Below are 19,075 nucleotides of genomic sequence, written 5' to 3'. Positions count from 1 at the left end.
GCGGCATGCCTGTCGAATGGCGGGCATGCGCGCGTATACCGCGCGTTGCTGTCCGACCATACGCAGCCGGCTGGTAGCGAGCACGGCAGTGCTCCGATCCCTGGTCCCGCAGCATGGCGATTCCGATCAGGATGCGGGCATCAGGCCGGGCGCGGGTCAGGCGCCGGCGTCGGCTTGGTGCAGGGTCACCTGGGTGAACGGTATCTCCCAGCCATGCGCCGTGCAGGCCTCGACACACCAGCCCTGGATCGAGCGGCGCAGGCGGTTGTACAGGTCGGCGAGCATGCCATCGAAATCTGCAATCACCACGAGATCGAGCGAGGAGGTGTTCGCCTGCTGGAACTCGACACGCAGATTGAGCAGCTGTTCGCCGTACCCCGATTCCTCGATGCGCCGTGCCACGAAGGTCTTCAGCTGCTCCGGTATGGTGGTCACACTGTCCTGCTGCAGACCGTAGCTGATGCCGATGGTTTCCTTGAGCCGGAAATTACGCGACAGGTTGAGCGGCGACAGCGAGAGGAAATCACCGGTGGTATAGGTACGGTGCGCGCCGCCGCGGGCGACCAGTTCGACCAGCTCCTGGGTGATGCCGACCACCTTACCGCGCATGCCGTCGCTCAGCAGCACCCAGTCACCGCGAACGCACGGGAACCAGGGATCGTCCTTGTGACACGGGCGCGATTTCAGGTCCACCAGGCTGTCGATGCGCACCCGCTGGCAAATGCCGGCGGTCGGGTTCTCCAGGATACTGAAGATGTTGATCTGCCTGACCAGCCAGGGCAGGCCGTCCATGTCGATGCGCTCGCCCTCGCGCACCGAGCCGACATTGAGGAACAGCTGGATCTGCTGCCAGTAGCGCGGCAGGGCATGGCGCAGGGTCAGGCCGAGGCCGATCAGCAGCAGGATGCCGAGACTGAACAGCACCCAGTCCTCCACCACGTAGAACACCACCATCGGTCCAATGATCACCAGCAGCGTGGTCACCATGCGGTGCACCAGGTCCAGCAGGCGCAGGCGGAAGCTGCGGTGCTCCGCCCGGTAGCCGGGAATCATCCGGACCATCAGGCGATAGGACAGCCGGGAGAGGACCAGGATGCCGATGATAACGAGCAGTGCCTCGATCAGGTACAGCCCGCGGGCCTGGAAGAACGACTTGAGATAGCTCTGCGAGGCCTCCGCCAGAGTGGCCTCGGAGCGTTCCAGTTTTTCCAGCTGCAGCTGCGCAGACTGCAGTTCGCTCTGCATGAAGGTGAGCTGCTTGTTCCAGTCGGCCAGCATGCCCTGCAGGTGCTTTTCCAGGTCGGGGTCATCGGTGGCCTGCAACAGGCGGGTGATGTTGGCGACCGCGCGTTCGGTGACCGGCAGCTTGGCGCTGTAGTAGGCGATCTTGTCCTTGAGATCGGACTTCTGCCGCACATGGCTGGTCATCTCCTTCAATTCCTTCAGGGCCGGGCGCAGCAGCGAGAACAGCTCGGCCTGGAAGTCGAACTTGGTTTCCTCGGTGGCGCGCAGGCTGGTGATGTCCGCGCCGGCCGCGATCTCCTTCAGGTTCTTCGTGGTTGCCTGCAGGTCCTTGTCCAGCTTGTCGATCTGGGTCTGGATCTCCTTCTTTTCCGCGGTGCCCTGGGCTTCCTCGAGCGCCGCGCTCAGCAGTTCCATGTCCTTGCGCAACTGGGTCTGCAGGCGCTGCAGCGATGTGAGGGTATTGATGGTTTCGGTGACCTGCGCATCCCGGGGCGTCGGGGCATCCTCCGCACGGCCGGCGCCGGCCGGCACGAGTGTCAGCACTGTCAGCAGCAGGAGCAGGAGACGGGGCCAGCATGCATGCGGTGAAGCCGGGCAGGCGGCGCGCGGTTGACAGGGCATCTGCTTACCTCGGGTCGGAATGGCAGCTGGAGACAAGCTCTCGCTTATACCCCGCCAGCGCGGGCGATGTCCACTCTGCCGCAGCTGCGGCCGCGGCATTCGGGATGACGCCGTTCGCCGTTCCGGTTACCCTAGCCGCGATCATGGCGAAAGCGAAAACAATCTATACCTGCAGTGTCTGTGGCAGCCAGTATCCGCAGTGGGCGGGGCAGTGCGGCGGCTGCGGCAGCTGGAACACGCTGGTGGAAGGCGTGACGGCGGCGCCGGCCCCTGCCGGTGCCACGCGCTTCGCGAGCTACAGTGGCGGCAGCGGCGGGGTGGTCACGCCGCTCTCGGCAGTGCAGCCGGATGCCCATGTCCGCAGTTCGGTCGGGCTCGACGAGCTCGATCGCGTCCTCGGCGGCGGCCTGGTTACCGGTTCGGTCGTGCTGCTCGGCGGCGATCCGGGCATCGGCAAGTCCACCCTCCTGCTGCAGGTGCTCGCGGCGCTGTCCGGCAAGCTGGTCTCGCTCTACGTCACCGGCGAGGAATCGCTGGAGCAGATCTCGCTGCGCGCTGCCCGGCTCGGAATCGACGGCCGCGACATCCGCTTGTTTTCGGAGACCTCGGTGGAGCGCATCATCGCCACCGCGCAGCGCGAGCAGCCGCAGGTGATGGTGCTCGATTCCATCCAGACGCTGTACACCGAACTGCTGCAGTCTGCGCCCGGCTCGGTCGCGCAGGTGCGCGAGAGCGCGGCGCAACTGGTACGTTTCGCAAAGCAGAGCGGCATCGCGATGTTTCTCGTCGGTCACGTCACCAAGGAAGGCACGCTGGCCGGTCCGCGCGTGCTCGAGCACATGGTCGATACCGTGCTGTACTTCGAGGGCGATCCCGGCGACCGCTACCGCATCCTGCGCGCGATCAAGAACCGCTTCGGCGCCGTCAACGAGCTCGGCGTATTTGCCATGTCGGAACGGGGGCTGCGCGAGGTCAGCAATCCGTCGGCCATCTTCCTGTCGCGCCACGAGACGCCCGTGCCCGGCAGCGTGGTGATGGTGACCTGGGAGGGGACACGGCCGTTGCTGGTGGAGGTCCAGGCGCTGGTGGATGCCAGTCAGTTCGGCAATCCCCGGCGCGTGACGCTCGGCCTGGAACAGAACCGGCTGTCCATGCTGCTTGCGGTGCTGCACCGCCACGGTGGACTGGCACTCGGCGATCAGGACGTGTTCGTCAACGTGGTGGGCGGCGTACGCGTCACGGAGACCGCCGCCGACCTGGCCGTGCTGCTCGCCGTGCTGTCGAGTTTCCGCGACCGCCCGTTGCCGGAACGCCTGATCGTCTTCGGCGAGGTGGGCCTGTCGGGCGAGCTGCGGCCGGTGCCGAATGGCCAGGATCGGTTGCACGAGGCGGCCAAGCACGGTTTCACGCACGCCGTCATCCCGGCCGCGAACCGACCGCGCAAGCCGCCGTCCGGGCTCGAGGTGATCGCGCTCGGGCGTCTGTCACAGGTGCTCGATGCGGTCGCGGCGGGTTTGACCTGATGGCTTGCGGTGCGTGTTGTCGCACTGTAGTGCAGGTCCGGGGCGGGCGGTTCATCCCGGCGCTGTCAGCGCGGGATTGCGGCTTAAGACTGCCTTAAGACCGCCCGGTTACTGTAGTAACCGTACGTTAATCCCCTAGCGTACAAATTTGGTGTTTCTGATTGGATCTTTCCATCCTAGTGGCAGCCGGCCCCCCCGGCTGCCTTTTTTTGCGCCGCGCGATCCGGCGCTTGCCCGTGGAGCCGGCCGAAAACACCGGGAAATCAGGCGGCTGTTCGCTCAAGAACCGCTCACGGCGGCCGTTTCCGGGGTACGGGGCCGGATGCCGGGATGGCGCCCGTGCGCGCCGGCAGGTGATGGCGCGGTGCCCCCCGGCAACGGACGGTGGACAGGCCAGTCAGGATGGCAAGGACTACAGGAACGAGCGCGCAGCCGAAACTGCCCGACAGCGAGCGCATCTCGAACCCGGTGCGGGTCGCCCGGCTGCTCGAGCGCGTGGCCCGACAGCATGCCTTGCTGACCATCGACATACCCGGATACACGGACCGTTTCACCAGCTGTATCGTCGGGGTCGAGGGGCCGCACGTGCTGCTGGATGAACTGCTGCCCGCCAGCGGGCACGAAATACTGCTCGCGGAGCGCCGCCTGCGGGTCACCGGCAAGCTCGACGGCATCGACATCCGCTTCCGCACCACACTGGATTCCTGCGACAGCCACGATGGTGTCGTGACCTATCGTACCCGGCTGCCGGCGCAGCTCGACTACCGGCAACGACGTCAGGACTTCCGCGCCCCCGTGCCGATGGCGCACCGGCTGCGGGTACTGTTAGAAGGCAGGGACGGGGTCTTGTACGAGGGCGAGCTGCACGATCTGTCGCACGGCGGAGCGGGCGTGATACTGCCCGACGTGTCGTCCGCCCTGGTGGCGGGCCAGACCTGCGCCTGCGCGATCGAGCTGCCTGCGGCCGGGTGGTTGTATTGCACCGTGGAGTTGCGTTACCAGCGCACCATCCGCGGGCGCGACCGCGTGTTGCTCGGTGTCAGCTTCCGTGCGCTTGCACCGCAGCAAGTGCGCATGATCACGCAATACATCATCGCGCTGGAGCGGGAACTGATCAGGAAGCGCGCGGCCTACTGATACCCGCCGCGCTGCACGGATCGGCAGCGGGCACTGCTCAATTCAGTCCGAACGATGCGCGGTTGACCGGGCAGGTGCAGATGAACCGGTCGCGGTATTGGCGGCGATAGGCGCAAGCCTTGTCATCCCGGCACCTGAGCAACTGCACATCCCGGTCCTCGAACGGTTCCACGTTGCAGGCCGCGTCCGTTGACAGGCACGCAAAGCCCCGCTCACAGCGGGTGCTGGTCAGGATTTCAGGTTCGATCCGCCGGTTTCTTATGAAAGCCATGATGATCATCCTCGCGGTTGCAACCGTCGTTCTGAAGCAAGCCGAACCGGCGCGCGGCAACCATAACCCCGTTGCGGGAAGCGGCTGCCGCCGGTTCGCATTGGTACAGATCCGGCTGTCCGCCGTCCGGCTCACTTGTCACGATAGCGCCCGCGCGCGCAATGATCTCGCCTGGCGTGCAGCCCTCTTGACCGAGATCAAACAACGCGTGTTCTGTGCCTGGCTAGGCACCAGAGTCAATTGACAAATAATTAAATACTAATACACTAATACTTAGTTTTCTCACGCACCGGAGGCAACGGTCATGGACCGGATTTCGACTGAACTTGATTGTGAATCGATCCTGCAGATGCTGCAGGAAAGGCCCGAGAACGCAGACGCCATACTCGAGATGATCGCGGATCTGGACGAGGTGGATGAGAGCTGCATCCGCAAGATCATGGAAATGCAGCTGGCGGAGGGTACGGTCGCCGCCTGACGCTGACCGTATCGTCTAAGGTTCCACGCCCGGCTGCCAACCACCGGCAGCCGGGATAGCGCGCCGGTCGCCCAAGGGCGTGGCCGATCCTCCGTAGTATCCCCCCTTTTTTCAGCGAGCGCGCCGCCGTATCCTCCTGCGGATCAGGACAACTGACCGGAGTACGCACGAGATGAGCGAGGATCTATTCTCACCGCTGCGGGTGGGCGCCCTGGAACTGCCCAACCGGATCGTCATGGCGCCCCTGACGCGCAATCGCGCGGGTGAGGGCGAAGTGCCGACGGTGCTGCACGTGGAATACTACCGTCAGCGCGCAAGCGCCGGCATGATCATCGCCGAGGCGACGCAGATTTCGCCGCAGGGGGTAGGGTATCCGCACACGCCGGGTATCCACAGCCAGCAGCAGATCGAGGCCTGGCAGGACGTCGTGCTGGCCGTGCATGGCAGCGGCGGACGTATCCTGCTGCAGCTGTGGCATGTCGGGCGTATTTCCCATCCCTCGCTGCAGCCCGGTGGCGCGCTGCCGGTGGCGCCCTCGGCGCTATGCCCGGCCGGCGAAGCCGTCACCTACAGCGGCATCCAGCCCTTCGTGACGCCGCGCGCGCTGGAGCCGGGCGAGATCCAGGCGCTGGTTGAACAGTATGCGCAGGCCGCCCACAACGCCATGCAGGCAGGATTCGACGGTGTCGAGATCCATGCCGCGAACGGCTATCTCATCGACCAGTTCCTGCGCGATGGCAGCAACCACCGCACCGATGCCTACGGCGGCAGCAGGGAAAAGCGCCTGCGCTTCCTGCAGGAAGTGACCGCGGCGGTGTGCGGCGTCATTGCTGCGGATCGGGTCGGTGTGCGCATTTCGCCCGAGAACAGCTTCAACGACATGCATGACAGCGATCCGCAGACGACATTCGAGCAGGTGGCAACACTGCTGGATGGTTTCGGCCTGGCCTATCTGCATGTGGTCGAGGGCGACATGAGCGACGGCAGTCGCAGGCTGAACTACGACCGGATCCGCGCCCGGTTCAGCGGGCGTTACCTCGCCAACTGCGGCTATGACCTGGCGCGCGCGCAGCAGGCCGTGCGCAGCGGGTCCGCCGATATGGTGTCATTCGGCAAACTCTATATCGCCAATCCGGACCTCGTGGAACGCTTCCGGGCGGCTGCCGCGCTCAATCAGCCCGATCCGGCCACTTTCTACGGTGGCGACGAACACGGCTACACCGATTATCCCTTCCTGGAACAGTAGCAGTGCCGGGCCGGTGCACGGGTCGTTTGCCGCGCGGCGGCAGCCGGCTCGCGCTGGCGCGGAGCGGCAGCAGGCCGTTATCCTGCCCGTTGGCGCTGTATTCCTGTATCAACATTTTGTGAAATGCTGCGAGTCGGATAGGATTGCGTCTGCAGTCATGCAGTCGGGGGTGTCACAGCCGGATGGCTGAATCAGTTTGCGAGAGACAAGGAGGAGATATTATGAACGCGATTGCGCAGGTACGGCCGTTGGAACAAGCCAATAATAATATCGTCGAAGTCGTCGTATATGTGAAGGAAGAGCTGGGTGAGCAAGAACGCAATGAAGTGGTGTCGGCGCTGGACCGGATGGATGTCATCGCGGGCGCGGAATTCTGCCCGCTGCGCAATCATCTGCTGCTGGTAAAATACGACAGGCACCTGTTTTCGTCGCAACAGGTCCTGAAGAGTTTTACCTCGCTGCATCTGGATGCCAGACTGATCGGTCCGATCTGATAACCATGGTTCACAACCGGCAGCGCGGCGGATTCCGCCGTGCTGCCGGTTCCGGCCGGGCAGTCGCAGTGGCCCGGTGTGCGGTTCATTACTGAAGGGATTTCCATGACCACTAGCAACGAAATTTCAGGCAGCATGCTTGCCGGCATGTCGGCGGATGAGTTGAAATCCTGGTTCGACCGCTGCTACGAGGAGAAGCAGCGCGAGCAGCGGCAGAACCAGGTCCCCAGGCTTTCCATCATGGTGACGAAAGGCACGCTCGACTGGGCCTATCCACCATTCATCGTCGGTTCCACCGCATCGGCCATGGGCTGGGATACGACGCTGTTTTTCACCTTCTACGGCCTGGCCCTGCTGAAGAAGGACCTGGACCTGCACATCAGTCCGCTGGGCAACCCGGCGATGCCGATGAAGATGCCGTTCGGGCCGAAATGGTTCCAGGGCATCGACTGGAACATGCCCAATCTCCTCATGGCGGGCGTGCCCGGGTTCGAGGGGCTGGCCACGTCGCTGATGAAAATGACCGTGAAGAATCACGGGGTTGCGACCGTTCCGGAACTGCGCGATCTGTGCATCGAAGCGGATGTGAAAATGGTGGCCTGCCAGATGACGGTCGACCTGTTCGGCTGGAAACAGGAGGACTTCATCCCGGAGATTGCGGAATGGGCCGGGGCCGCGACCTACCTGGCCAGTGCCCGGGGTGCCGATATCACCCTGCTGGTGTGACATCCCACCGGACATGCCTGCGTAGCTGAAGCGCCGGGCCGTCGGCGGCGTAGCGAAGGCGCATGCGCGGCTGCCGGCGCATGCTGACGGGGATCAATGACAGGCGCCGGTAACAGGGATATCGTAGGCCGCTGGTTCCTGCGCTGCGTCTGCCGTGGCACAGGTATGCAGTTTGTTCCAGTCCGATCTTGCGCGAGATCCCTGTATGCGAACTTTCCTTATGCTGGCCTGCGGTGTCCTGCTGGCGAGCAGTCTCTGTTGGGCGCAAGAGCCGAACCCCTACAGCGGTAGTTGGCAGGCGCACCTGGTGAACAACAAGGGCGAGCAGCGCAAGGGTAAGGTGGTGCTGGGTGAAACGGACGGTAACTGGGATTTCGAGCATCAGGTATACAAGAATCCCTGTGTCGGGATGCCGGCCCCCATCGTCATCAGAAGTGCGACAGCGGATGCGCTGGTATTCGAAATCGACAGATCCCGCGTCCTCAAGGGCTGCAAAAACAATGTCGCGACCCTGCAGCGCATCGACGACAACACCCTGCAAGGGGGGCTGGATGACGGGCGCAAGCTCACGCTGATCCGCGAATAGCGGCCGGCATGACGGAGGCAGTTCTGGCCGGTACTGCGCCGGCCGGCGCACCCGGGCTGGGTACGCCGGCCGATTGCTGTTGTCTACGGGTCAGCGGTAGTCGTAGCCCGGCTGTCCCCACACGGCCGGCTGCTGCTGACTGGACTGCTCGAGTTTGCGGATACGTTCCTTCAACCGCTTGATTTCCTCCGCATTGCCGGTATCGGCGGGCGGCGGGGCGCTGTAGGCCGGCGCGCCCCCGGCCGGGGCGCTGTAGTCCGGTCCGTAACTCCAGCCGTAACCCGGGTCGTTGCCATAGGCGGGCGCGCCGTAGCCCGGCCCGCCATAGCCCGGTGCGCCATAACCCGGCCCGCCATAGCCCGGCCCGTAGCCGGGCTCGCCATACCCGTAACCGGGCCCGTACTCGAGGCCGGGACCGCCGTAACCGGGGCCGTAGCCGCCCGGATAACCATAACCGGGACCGTAATCGTCGTAGTAGCGATCGTTCTTGTCCTTTCCGCCCATCCACTTGGACGGGTTCATCATGTTGCCGAAATCGAATGCCTGCGCGGTGCCGGCAAGCAACAGGCTGGCTGCGACAAGCCCGCAGTTCCTGAGTGTTGTTATGCGCATGGAATGTCCTCCTGCAGCGCTCATCATCGGGTAATGGCAGCGGCCCTGCCGCGCGCCGGGCCGGGTGAGCGGCGGCCTGGCCTGCGGCTGCAGGACAACCCCGGCGGGTGTCCGTGCGGTTCCTGACCGCCTACGGCTACCATACACCGGATCGGGGGGCGCGGCATCCGTTCCGTGTCCAGGGATCGATGCGCGGCAATGCCGTGCGGGCGGTGCCGGCCGCCTCAGTCCGGATCCTGCTCGAAGCCGAGGGAGACCGAGTTGATGCAGTAGCGCAGGCCGGTGGGCGCCGGGCCGTCTTCGAAGACATGGCCGAGATGCGCGTCGCAGCGTGCGCACAGGACCTCGGTGCGTACCATGCCATGGCTGGTATCGGTGCGAGTGCGCAGGTTGGCATTGTTGCCGGCGCGCAGGAAGCTGGGCCAGCCGCTGCCGGAATCGAACTTGTCCTGCGAGCGGAACAGCTCCGCGCCACAGCAGGCGCAGGTGTAGGTGCCGTCATCCTTGCAGTCGAGGTAGGTGCCGGTGAACGGGCGTTCCGTGCCGTGACAGCGCGTGACCCGGTACTGTTCCGGAGTGAGCAGGCTGCGCCACTCGTCGTCGCTTCTGTGGATCTTGTCGCTCATCGTCTGTCCTCCTGCGCGGCCCAAGGGCTGGGCACCCGCCGTGCGCCGGTGCCGTCACTTCTGAGTGACATCGCTGCAGCGCGGTAGTTCAGGCCCCGGGTTGCGCTTCGCTGGCGCTGGGGCGTTCCAGGCGCGGATGAATACGTACCGTCTTCACCCTGTTGTCCTTGATCTGAATGATGTCGACCGGGTGGTTGTCGAGCAACAGGCTGGTGTTGGCCTCGGGGATCATCTCGAGTTCTTCCATGATGAGGCCGTTCAGTGTCTTCGGCCCGGTGGTGGACAGCGACATCTTCAGCGCCGTGTTCAGCGTGCGGATGCTGACGGTGCCGTCCACGAGCCAGGTGCCGTCTTCCTGGGGGCGGATATCCTCGAACTGGGCGGACGGATCCGAGGTGAACTCGCCGACGATTTCCTCGAGGATATCCTCCAGCGTCACCAGGCCCTGGATATCGCCGTATTCATCGACCGCGAAGCCGATGCGGCGGCGCTCGCGCTGGAAATTGAGCAACTGCCGGTTGAGCGAGGTGGTCTCGGGGATGAAGTAGGGTTCGCGCGCGATGCGTTTCAGGGCGGCGTGGTCGAGCTCGCCGCGGTAGAGATGCGGCAACACGTCGCGCATGTGCAGGATGCCGACGACGTGATCGATATTCTCGTCGTACAGCGGCATGCGTGTGTACTGGCTGTCGCTCAGCGTTTTGCTGATGGTGCCCCAATCGTCGTTGATGTCGATGCCGGTGACCTCGTTGCGCGGCACCATGATGTCCTCGACGGTGACGTGCTCCAGGTCCATCAGGTTCAGCAGCATCGACTGGTGACGCTCCGGGATCATGGCGCCGGCTTCCAGCACCACGGTACGCAGTTCCTCCTTGGTCAGGGCCTGCGAGGCGCCTTCCTCGGGCGATACCCCCAGCAATTTCAGCAGGCCGTTGGCAACCACGTTCACCACCCACACCAGCGGATACAGCAGCCGCAGCAGCGGGATATACACGAAGGCCGCCGGGAAGGCGATGCGCTCGGGCTGCAGCGCGGCCAGCGTCTTGGGGGTGACCTCGGCGAACAGCAGGACCACGATGGTCAGCACCATGCCGGCCGCGAAGATGAAGCCGGCGTCGTCGTTGATGCGCAGTGCGATCAGGGTCATCAGCATCGAGGCCAGGATGTTGACGAAGTTGTTGCCGAGCAGGATCAGGCCGATCAGGCGGTCCTGGCGCTCCAGCAGCCGCTGCGCGCGCAGCGCGCCGGGATGACTCTTCTCCGCGAGGTGGCGCAGGCGATAGCGGTTCAGCGTCATCAGGCCGGTTTCCGAGCCGGAGAAGAAGGCCGACAACAGGATCAGGAAAAACAGTGCTGCGAGCAGCACGCTCAGCGGGGTGTCATCCAAACGGGGACAGCCTCAGGTTGATTGACGTGGCTCAAGTGTACGCAAAAGCGCGGGGTGTGTCAGGCGGGCCGGTCAGCGGTGCAGGATCAGCTCGAGCACGAACTTGCTGCCCAGATAGGCCAGCATCAGGAAGATGAAGCCGCCTATGGTCCAGCGCAGGGCCGTGCGGCCGCGCCAGCCGAAGCGCCAGCGCCCCCACAGCAGGATGGCGAACACGATCCAGGCCACGATCGACAGGATGGTCTTGTGCACCAGGTGCTGCGCGAAGATGTCCTCCAGGAACAGGGCGCCTGTCACCAGTGCCAGGGTCAGCAGGACGAAACCGGCGGCGATCATCTGGAACAGCAGGGTCTCCATGACGGCCAGCGGGGGCAGGGCGCGGATGAAGCCACCCGGCTGGCGGTTGTGAAGGTGGCGGTCCTGGATCGTGAGCAGTATCGCCTGCACCACGGCCAGCCCGAGGATGCTGTAGGCGAGCAGCGACAGCAGGATGTGACTGTCCAGCTGCCAGGACGAGGCATCCGTGATGATGCGTTCGGCCGGGTTGAGCAGCAGCAGCACGATGCTGAGCGCCGCGAGCGGAAACACGCCGATACCGAGGTTGTCGACCGGCTGGAACAGGTCGGCGAGCGCCAGCAGCAGGGCGGTGGTCAGTGCGATCAGCGATGCCGCGTAGAAGAAGCCCAGGTTGAGGCCGTCGGCGCGCATGACCTGCGGGTAGAGAAAGGCTGCGTGGATGATGATGGCGCCCGCGCTGACGGCGAGGATCTGATGGCGGCGGCAGCTGAACTGAACGCCGCCGCGCGCCAGGCGCATGACGAGCAGTGAACTTGCCGCCAGGTACAGGATGACGGACAGCAGGCCGGGCAGTATCGGGATCATGGCGGAATCATCGCATAACTGCTGCAGGCATTGAAGAGTCGGTCGCTCGCCCGCATATGCCGGAAAATGCGGGTATAATCCGCTTCCTGCCAGCCGGCCGCCACCCGGGAAGACCGCCATGTTTGACAACCTTACCGAACGCCTCTCGAAAACCATCCGCAACCTGCGCGGACAGGGCCGCCTGAGTGAGGACAACATCCGCGACGCCCTGCGCGACGTGCGCATGGCATTGCTGGAGGCGGACGTGGCCCTGCCGGTGGTGAAGGAATTCGTCGACCGGGTGCGCGAGCGTGCCCTCGGCCAGGACGTCCTGAAGAGCCTGACCCCGGGCCAGGTCCTGGTCAAGGTGGTCAACGACGAGCTTATCCACGTAATGGGGGACGCCAACGACGCGCTCAACCTGAACGTGCAGCCCCCCGCGGTGATCCTCATGGCCGGCCTGCAGGGTTCCGGCAAGACCACCAGTAGCGCCAAGCTGGCGCGCATGCTCATGACGCGCGAGAAGAAGACGGTGCTGCTCGCCAGTTGCGACATCTACCGCCCGGCCGCCATCGATCAGCTGCAGACGCTGGCGGGCGAAGTGGGCGCGGTGTTTTTCCCGAGTCGCCCGGACCAGGACCCGGTCACCATCGCGCGCGATGCCGTCAGCCACGCACGCAAGCAGCATATCGACGTGGTGATCATCGATACCGCCGGCCGGCTCCATATCGACGATGCGATGATGGACGAGATCCGGCGGGTGCATGCCGCGATCAACCCGATCGAGACCCTGTTCGTGGTCGACAGCATGACCGGCCAGGATGCGGCGAATACCGCGCGCACCTTCAACGAGGTGCTGCCGCTGACCGGCGTCGTGCTGACCAAGACCGATGGCGATGCGCGCGGCGGTGCGGCGCTCTCGCTACGCCACATCACCGGCAAGCCGATCAAGTTCATCGGCGTGGGCGAGAAGACCGCGGCACTGGAGCCGTTCTATCCCGAGCGTGTGGCCTCGCGCATCCTCGGCATGGGCGACGTACTGAGCCTGGTCGAGGAGGCCGAACAGAAGGTCGACCGGGAAGCCGTCGCCAAGCTGGCGAAGAAGATCACCAAGGGCAAGAATTTCGACATGAACGATTTCCGGGACCAGCTTGACCAGATGCTGAACATGGGCGGTCTGGCCGGTCTGATGGACAAGCTGCCGGGGATGCCTGGCATGGACAAGCTGCCGAAGAACGCCATGGCCGACGACCGGCAGATTCATCATATGAAGGCGATCATCAATTCCATGACGCCGCACGAGCGCAGCTACCCGGCCGTCATCAATGGCTCGCGACGGCGCCGGATCGCCGCCGGCTCCGGCACCCAGGTGCAGGATGTGAACCGCCTGCTGAAACAGCACATGCAGATGCAGAAGATGATGAAAAAGATGTCGAAGGGCGGGATGGGCAAGCTGCTGCGCGGTATCAAGGGCAAGGGACCGATGGGCTTGCCGTTCTAGATCCTGTTTGCTCCTGCCGCGGGACAAAATAAAACGGTGGCCTGGGCCACCGTCAAACTTTGCGCGATACGGGTATAGAATTTTTTATTCTTCAACTGCTGTTGCAGATACCGCTGCGCAAGCCGGATTGTGATTGTTATGTTATTGAGCTCCTGTTGTTCTGTTCTTCTGATGTCAGAACGACCTCCCCCCTCTCTGTTCTCTTGTTCTGCGCTCGCAGGTAATAAAGGCAATTGCCATGCCAATTCCGAAATGACAAGCGAAAACAGGTGTCTGGCCGGGTCTGGCGGTGGCGGCAACGGGGCTTTCACGTCGCAGCGTAAGGAATGCCGACAGACTGGGATCGCCGCCGGCGCCTGCCGCCGCCAGAAAAATTCATGAAAAACAATGAATAGGAAGCCCGGCTCCGGGAAAGCGTAAAACCCGACGGTGTTGTAATCATTTTCGACAGGCGCAGGGCGGGGCAGATGTGCCGCAGTGGACGCGGGAACGGGGCGGCGGGCGGTCGTGCCGGAACCTTGCCCGGGGCAGCGTCACCCGGCGGGCGCCCGTGCCGGGATAATTGCCTGCAAGCCTTCACATTTCCCGGAATTCGCGTAGAATTGCCCGGCTTTAGGCAGCCGCTGCTGGGGCAGGCTGCCGCGGCGGATTTTCAAGCAGAGGACTGGTTTTTATGGTGACGATCAGAATGTCGCGCGGCGGCGCCAAGAAGCGCCCTTTCTACCACATCGTGGTGACCGACAGCCGTAACCGACGCGACGGACGCTATATCGAGCGTATCGGATTCTACAACCCGGTTGCGACCGGCGGCGAGGTGCGTTCACATCGATGCCGAACGCGCCGACCACTCGGACCGGCCAGGGTGCCGTACTGTCCGAACGCGTGGCTCGACTGCTGAAGGATCAGCGGGCCCAGTAACTTCCTGGCTCGGGTGGCCGTCATGCCCGGGAATGCCGACCGCGACGCCGCTGCGCATGACAGGATGCTGGTCATGGGGCGGATCGCCGGCGCCTACGGCGTCAGGGGCTGGGTGCGCATCACCGCGTTCACCGAGCAACCCGACGGCCTGCTGGACTATGCGCCGTGGTTCCTGAGGCGTAACGGTGACTGGCACGAAGCCGAGGTGATCGACGCGCGGGCGCACGGCAAGGGCCTGGTGGCGCAGCTGGCCGGGTGTGCGGACCGCGATGCCGCGATGGCGCTGACCGGTACCGAGATCGGTGTTCACCGCAGCCAGCTGCCGGCGGCGGGTGACGACGAATATTACTGGAACGACCTGATCGGCTTGCAGGTCGTGACGCAGGCAGGCCGTGAACTCGGCAGTGTGGACCACCTCATCGAGACCGGCGCCCATGACGTGCTGGTGGTGCGGGGCGAGCGCGAGATACTGGTGCCGTTCGTAACGGGCCAGGTGGTCAAGGCGGTCGATCTCGCCGCGGGCGTGATCCGGGTCGACTGGGATCCGGATTACTGAGCGCACGCTATGCGCATCGATGTCGTGACCCTGTTCCCGGACATGATCCGGGCATGCAGTGACTGCGGGTCCAGGGGGCGCGCGATCGTGCGCGGCCTGCTGGAGCTGGCGACGTGGAACCCGCGCGATTTCGCGGGCGACCGGCACCACACGGTGGACGACCGCCCCTACGGCGGCGGTCCCGGGATGGTGATGCAGGTGCAGCCCCTGCGCGACGCCATCCGCGCGGCGCGTGCCGCGGGGCCGGCGGCACCGGTGATCTGCCTCTCGCCGGCGGGGGCGCGGCTCGATCAGCAACGGGTGCGCGAGCTGGCCGGGCGCGAACGGCTGATCCTGGTGGCGGGACGCTACGAGGGGATCGACGAGCGCCTCATCGAGCTCGAGGTGGATGCAGAGCTGTCGGTCGGCGACTACGTCCTGAGCGGCGGTGAGCTGCCGGCTTTGCTGGTGATGGATGCCGTGACGCGCCTGCTGCCCGGTGCGCTGGGTGCGGCGGATTCCGCGCAGCAGGACTCCTTCATGGATGGCCTGCTCGACTATCCGCATTACACCCGGCCCGAACTGGTCGACGGCCGGGAAGTGCCGGCGGTGCTGCTGAGCGGTGACCATGCCGCGATACGGCGCTGGCGGCACCGGCAGGCGCTGGGCCGGACCTGGCTGCGACGCCGGGACCTGCTGGCGCAACTGCGCCTGAGTGACGAGCAGCAGCGGCTGCTGGATGAATTTATCAGTGAATACGAATCGGGCAATTGAGTGATCAATCGCCGTCTTTAAACCGAGGGTCGAGCCATGAGCAACATTATCGAACAGCTGGAACAGGAACAGATGCGCAAGGACATACCGGACTTCAGTCCCGGTGATACCGTGGTGGTCGAGGTGAAGGTAAAGGAAGGCGACCGCGAGCGGCTCCAGGCCTTCGAAGGCGTGTGTATCGCCAAGCGCAACCGTGGCATGAACTCGGCCTTCACGGTACGCAAGATCTCCCATGGCGAGGGCGTGGAGCGCGTGTTCCAGACCCACAGTGCCGCGATCGGCTCGATCAAGGTCAAGCGCAAGGGCGACGTGCGCCGCGCCAAGCTGTACTACCTGCGCGAGCTGTCCGGCAAGTCTGCCCGCATCAAGGAAAAGCTCTAGATCCTGTGCCGAGGTCCCGCGCGCGCCGCGCGCGGTCTATACTGACGGGCATCCCGGTTGCGGGATGCCCGTTTGCGTTCGCGGGCACGAAAAGATCCCACCACGGAGATCACAGCGGGTTTTGATGTCATTCCCGCGCAGGCGGGAATCCAGTCCCGAGGCGGGAACGCGACTTCGCAGGCCAATCGCCGGGTTGTACGTGCAGAGGAACGAAACGGTTAGGCTCTGAAATGGAAGGCGTATGGCTGCTCCCGCAGGTCCACTCTTTTGATGACGGCGGCGAAGATGTCAAAGTCATCGGTATTTACGACGCCAGGGAATCTGCGCTGGCGGCAATAGTGCGACTCAAGTTGCAGCCCGGGTTCTGCGATTATCCCGATCTGGTGGATCCCTCGGAATCATCGGATGCGAGCGGATTTTACCTGGACAGATATCCATTGAATCAGGATCACTGGCGTGTAGGCTTTGTAACATGTTGGGTCAATGAATCTGGTGCAGGCTCCATGTTCGTGACATGCATATTCTTGGCGTCTTTGCGCCTGTGCGCGAGACCGTCCGGAAATGCGGGCCTGTCCCTGAAAATCGCTGTAACGCGAGGAGGATTCCGCCGTGACGACATCGAAACGCAGCAAGCCGATTGGTGATTATGCACTCGTGTTCGCCTCGCCGCTGGGCCCGCTGGGGATCCGGCTGATGCGCGGGGCGGTGACCTGCATCGACTATCTGCCGGCATCGCGCCCGACTGCGGATGACGGCAGCCCCGGCGCGCGCCGGGCGGCACGGGCGCTCACGCGCTATTTCGCCGACGGCGGCAGCGGCTTCGGGTTGGAGGTGGCGCTCGCGGGCACGGACTTTCAGCAGCGGGTCTGGCATGCGCTGCAGGCGATCCCGCCGGGCGAGACGCGGACCTACGGCGAGTTGGCCCGGCAGCTCGGCAGCGGCGCGCGCGCGGTCGGCAATGCCTGCGCCGCCGCAACCCGGTACCGGTCGTCGTGCCCTGCCACCGGGTCGTCAGTACCAGGCCCCGGAAGTTATGCCGGCCACATGTCGGGCGCGCCGCTGCGCCGCAAGCGCTGGCTGCTGGCGCATGAGGGTGTCGTTTCCTGAGGACTTGGAAACGCGCCGAATCGCCCCCAGGCGCGACTACCCACAGCATTTTCAGGAGAAGACGCATGACGGTTGACGCACAAAGCAACCCTGGAATTCCAGACCGAGGTGAAGCAGCTGCTGCAGCTGATGATCCACTCGCTGTACTCGAACAAGGAGATCTTCCTGCGCGAACTGTGTCCAACGGCTCGGATGCCTGCGACAAGCTGCGCCTTCGAGGCGCTCGCCAACGACAAGCTGTACGACGGTGATACCCGGCTCGGTATCCGTATCAGCATCGACAAGGACGCTCGTACCGTCACCGTGAGCGACAGCGGCATCGGCATGACACGCGACGAGGTGGTCGAGAATATCGGCACCATCGCCAAGTCCGGCACCCGCCAGTTCTTCGAATCGCTGACCGGAGACCAGGCGAAGGACACGCAGCTGATCGGACAATTCGGCGTCGGCTTCTACCCGCCTTCATCGCCGACAAGGTCACCCTGGACTACGCGCCGGGCCGGGTTGCCGGCTGGGCAGGGCGTGCGCTGGATCTCGGCCGAGACGGCAGCTACACCCTGGAGACGGTCGAGCAGGCGGCGCGCGGCACCGAGGTGGTGCTGCACCTGCGCGAGGGCGAGGACGAGTTCCTCGACGGCTACCGGCTGCGCGGCATCGTGCACAAGTATTCCGACCACATCCCGCTGCCGATCGAGATGAAGCAGGAGGATGGCGATGAATACGAGGCGGTCAACAAGGCCTGGCGCTGTGGACGCCGCCGCGCAGCGAGATCGCGGACGAGGAATACCGGGAGTTCTACAAGCACGTTGCGCACGATTTCGAGGATCCCCTGCAGTGGGTGCACAGCCACGTCGAGGGCATGGCAGTCCTACACCTCGCTGTTCTACCTGCCGGCGCGCGCACCGTTCGATCTCTACGACCGCGACAGCCGGCACGGTATCAAGCTCTACGTGCGGCGCGTATTCATCATGGACGACGCCGAGCAGCTCATGCCGTACTATCTGCGCTTCGTGCGCGGGCTGGTGGACTCCGACGACCTGCCGCTGAACGTGTCCCGCGAGATCCTGCAGCATAACCGGCTGATCGATACCATCCGCTCGGCCTCGGTCAAGAAGGTGCTCGGCATGCTGGAGAGCATGGCGCAGGACGATCCCGAGCGTTACGCGCAGTTCTGGCAGCAGTTCGGCCGCGTGCTGAAGGAAGGTCCGGGCGAGGACTACGCCAACCGCGAACGGATCGGGAAGCTGCTGCGCTTTGCCAGTACCGCGAGCGACGGCGCGGAACAGACGGTCGCGCTGGACGACTACATCGCGCGCATGAAGGACGGCCAGGATAAGATCTACTACATCACGGCGGACAGCTTCGCCGCGGCGCAGCACAGCCCGCATCTGCAGATCTTCCGGCGCAAGGGGATCGAGGTACTGCTGCTGTCGGACCGTGTCGACGAATGGCTGGTTTCGCACCTGCAGGAATACGCCGGCAAGCCGCTGGCCTCGGTGGCCAAGGGCGAGTTGGACCTCGACCGGCTGGCCGACGAGGAGGAGAAGGCGGCGGCCCGCAAAACCGGCGAGGAATATGCCGACCTGGTCCGGCGCATGCAGGACAGCCTGGGAGAACGCGTCCGCGAGGTGCGGGTGAGCCAGCGTCTGACCGAGTCGCCGTCGTGCCTGGTCATGGGCGAGCACGACATGCCGGTGCACATGCAGCAGATGCTGCGCCAGGCCGGCCACGAGGTGCCGGTGAGCAAACCGGTGCTGGAAATCAACCCGGGTCATGCGCTGGTCAGCCGGCTCAAGTCGGAGCCTGACGACGGCCGATTCGGCGACTGGTCGCATATCCTGCTCGATCAGGCCGTGCTCAGCGAGGGTGCCCAGCTCGAGGACCCGGTCGCCTTCGTGAACCGCTTGAACCATTTGCTGGAGACGATGACTAATACAGCGTCCGGCGGGTGATACCGTCCCCCCGGGCATCGTGACTCCCCGCAAAGCCGGCCATCTCTCCCCTGTGACATGGCCGCTCTCTGTCACCCTCTCCCGTAACGGGAGAGGG

The 19,075-nt window shown here is 64.5% G+C and carries 21 protein-coding genes and 2 pseudogenes; 16 read left to right on the top strand and 7 right to left on the bottom strand.

Features of this window, described 5'->3' with window-relative positions; translation table 11 throughout:
- Positions 1 to 156 precede the first annotated feature (156 nt).
- On the bottom strand, positions 157 to 1,788 hold the full coding sequence (locus tag R3F42_12030) for a hypothetical protein (GenBank protein MEZ5542758.1): 1,632 nt from the start codon (positions 1,786 to 1,788) through the stop codon (positions 157 to 159).
- A gap of 221 nt (positions 1,789 to 2,009) precedes the next feature.
- On the opposite strand from R3F42_12030, the gene radA reads away from it, so the two are divergent.
- Both radA and R3F42_12020 read left to right on the top strand, forming a co-directional pair.
- Entirely contained in the window at positions 2,010 to 3,389 is a 1,380-nt protein-coding gene (gene radA, locus R3F42_12025; protein MEZ5542757.1) for a DNA repair protein RadA, read from the top strand.
- Between the two features lie 402 nt (positions 3,390 to 3,791).
- The gene (locus R3F42_12020; GenBank protein MEZ5542756.1) at positions 3,792 to 4,526 is read left to right on the top strand and encodes a flagellar regulator YcgR PilZN domain-containing protein; all 735 of its coding nucleotides are present in this window, start codon (positions 3,792 to 3,794) and stop codon (positions 4,524 to 4,526) included.
- A 37-nt stretch (positions 4,527 to 4,563) separates the two neighbouring features.
- Here R3F42_12020 and R3F42_12015 read toward each other — a convergent pair whose 3' ends face one another.
- Positions 4,564 to 4,797 (bottom strand): hypothetical protein, encoded by a 234-nt coding sequence (locus R3F42_12015; GenBank protein ID MEZ5542755.1) that lies wholly within the window; start codon positions 4,795 to 4,797, stop codon positions 4,564 to 4,566.
- Here R3F42_12015 and R3F42_12010 point away from each other — a divergent pair.
- The 6 genes from R3F42_12010 to R3F42_11985 all read left to right on the top strand — a co-directional run bounded on the left by R3F42_12010 (position 4,796) and on the right by R3F42_11985 (position 8,327).
- The gene (locus tag R3F42_12010) at positions 4,796 to 5,041 is read left to right on the top strand and encodes a hypothetical protein (protein ID MEZ5542754.1); all 246 of its coding nucleotides are present in this window, start codon (positions 4,796 to 4,798) and stop codon (positions 5,039 to 5,041) included. The two genes, R3F42_12015 and R3F42_12010, sit on opposite strands and share 2 nt — an antisense overlap.
- 60 nt (positions 5,042 to 5,101) lie before the next feature.
- Entirely contained in the window at positions 5,102 to 5,275 is a 174-nt protein-coding gene (locus R3F42_12005; GenBank protein ID MEZ5542753.1) for a hypothetical protein, read from the top strand.
- A gap of 172 nt (positions 5,276 to 5,447) precedes the next feature.
- Positions 5,448 to 6,521, top strand: coding sequence for an alkene reductase (locus R3F42_12000; GenBank protein MEZ5542752.1), 1,074 nt, complete (start codon positions 5,448 to 5,450; stop codon positions 6,519 to 6,521).
- Positions 6,522 to 6,742: 221 nt separating this feature from the next.
- The gene (locus R3F42_11995) at positions 6,743 to 7,015 is read left to right on the top strand and encodes a hypothetical protein (GenBank protein ID MEZ5542751.1); all 273 of its coding nucleotides are present in this window, start codon (positions 6,743 to 6,745) and stop codon (positions 7,013 to 7,015) included.
- Between the two features lie 105 nt (positions 7,016 to 7,120).
- A complete protein-coding gene (locus tag R3F42_11990; GenBank protein MEZ5542750.1) occupies positions 7,121 to 7,741 on the top strand; it encodes a DsrE/DsrF/DrsH-like family protein in 621 nt (206 codons plus the stop codon).
- Between the two features lie 205 nt (positions 7,742 to 7,946).
- Complete coding sequence (locus R3F42_11985) at positions 7,947 to 8,327, top strand: hypothetical protein (protein ID MEZ5542749.1); 381 nt, start codon at positions 7,947 to 7,949, stop codon at positions 8,325 to 8,327.
- Positions 8,328 to 8,417: 90 nt separating this feature from the next.
- On the opposite strand, the gene R3F42_11980 is transcribed toward R3F42_11985, so the two are convergent.
- The 4 genes from R3F42_11980 to ccsA form a co-directional block, all read right to left on the bottom strand.
- Positions 8,418 to 8,939, bottom strand: a complete 522-nt coding sequence (locus tag R3F42_11980; GenBank protein MEZ5542748.1) for a hypothetical protein — start codon at positions 8,937 to 8,939, stop codon at positions 8,418 to 8,420.
- A 224-nt stretch (positions 8,940 to 9,163) separates the two neighbouring features.
- Positions 9,164 to 9,565 (bottom strand): peptide-methionine (R)-S-oxide reductase MsrB, encoded by a 402-nt coding sequence (msrB, locus tag R3F42_11975; GenBank protein ID MEZ5542747.1) that lies wholly within the window; start codon positions 9,563 to 9,565, stop codon positions 9,164 to 9,166.
- Between the two features lie 88 nt (positions 9,566 to 9,653).
- On the bottom strand, positions 9,654 to 10,949 hold the full coding sequence (locus R3F42_11970; protein MEZ5542746.1) for an HlyC/CorC family transporter: 1,296 nt from the start codon (positions 10,947 to 10,949) through the stop codon (positions 9,654 to 9,656).
- A 72-nt stretch (positions 10,950 to 11,021) separates the two neighbouring features.
- Positions 11,022 to 11,831 carry a cytochrome c biogenesis protein CcsA gene (gene ccsA / locus R3F42_11965; GenBank protein MEZ5542745.1) on the bottom strand — a complete coding sequence of 270 codons (810 nt, stop codon included), beginning with the start codon at positions 11,829 to 11,831 and terminating at the stop codon, positions 11,022 to 11,024.
- Positions 11,832 to 11,949: 118 nt separating this feature from the next.
- Here ccsA and ffh point away from each other — a divergent pair, with 118 nt between their 5' ends.
- Positions 11,950 to 13,311: a signal recognition particle protein gene (ffh, locus tag R3F42_11960; protein ID MEZ5542744.1), complete on the top strand. Its 1,362-nt coding sequence runs from the start codon at positions 11,950 to 11,952 to the stop codon at positions 13,309 to 13,311.
- On the opposite strand, the gene R3F42_11955 is transcribed toward ffh, so the two are convergent.
- Positions 13,308 to 13,622: a hypothetical protein gene (locus tag R3F42_11955; protein ID MEZ5542743.1), complete on the bottom strand. Its 315-nt coding sequence runs from the start codon at positions 13,620 to 13,622 to the stop codon at positions 13,308 to 13,310. The genes ffh and R3F42_11955 overlap by 4 nt on opposite strands.
- Positions 13,623 to 13,984: 362 nt before the next feature.
- Between R3F42_11955 and rpsP the strand changes: the two are divergent.
- The 7 genes and pseudogenes from rpsP to htpG all read left to right on the top strand — a co-directional run bounded on the left by rpsP (position 13,985) and on the right by htpG (position 18,978).
- Positions 13,985 to 14,229: pseudogene (rpsP, locus tag R3F42_11950) on the top strand (30S ribosomal protein S16).
- A gap of 22 nt (positions 14,230 to 14,251) precedes the next feature.
- The gene (gene rimM, locus R3F42_11945; protein MEZ5542742.1) at positions 14,252 to 14,785 is read left to right on the top strand and encodes a ribosome maturation factor RimM; all 534 of its coding nucleotides are present in this window, start codon (positions 14,252 to 14,254) and stop codon (positions 14,783 to 14,785) included.
- 9 nt (positions 14,786 to 14,794) lie between these two features.
- On the top strand, positions 14,795 to 15,538 hold the full coding sequence (trmD, locus tag R3F42_11940) for a tRNA (guanosine(37)-N1)-methyltransferase TrmD (GenBank protein ID MEZ5542741.1): 744 nt from the start codon (positions 14,795 to 14,797) through the stop codon (positions 15,536 to 15,538).
- Positions 15,539 to 15,574: 36 nt separating this feature from the next.
- Positions 15,575 to 15,919, top strand: coding sequence for a 50S ribosomal protein L19 (rplS, locus tag R3F42_11935; protein MEZ5542740.1), 345 nt, complete (start codon positions 15,575 to 15,577; stop codon positions 15,917 to 15,919).
- 230 nt (positions 15,920 to 16,149) lie between these two features.
- Entirely contained in the window at positions 16,150 to 16,563 is a 414-nt protein-coding gene (locus tag R3F42_11930) for a hypothetical protein (protein ID MEZ5542739.1), read from the top strand.
- Entirely contained in the window at positions 16,529 to 17,026 is a 498-nt protein-coding gene (locus R3F42_11925) for a methylated-DNA--[protein]-cysteine S-methyltransferase (GenBank protein ID MEZ5542738.1), read from the top strand. The genes R3F42_11930 and R3F42_11925 overlap by 35 nt, the downstream gene beginning before the upstream one ends.
- A 129-nt stretch (positions 17,027 to 17,155) precedes the next feature.
- Positions 17,156 to 18,978, top strand: a pseudogene (gene htpG / locus R3F42_11920) (molecular chaperone HtpG).
- The last annotated feature ends 97 nt before the right edge of the window (positions 18,979 to 19,075 follow it).

The organism is Pseudomonadota bacterium (genome assembly GCA_041395565.1).
In the GTDB taxonomy this organism is placed as follows: domain Bacteria; phylum Pseudomonadota; class Gammaproteobacteria; order UBA9214; family UBA9214; genus UBA9214.
Note: the sequence above shows the minus strand (reverse complement) of the source record. Positions and strands in the feature narration are given on the sequence as shown.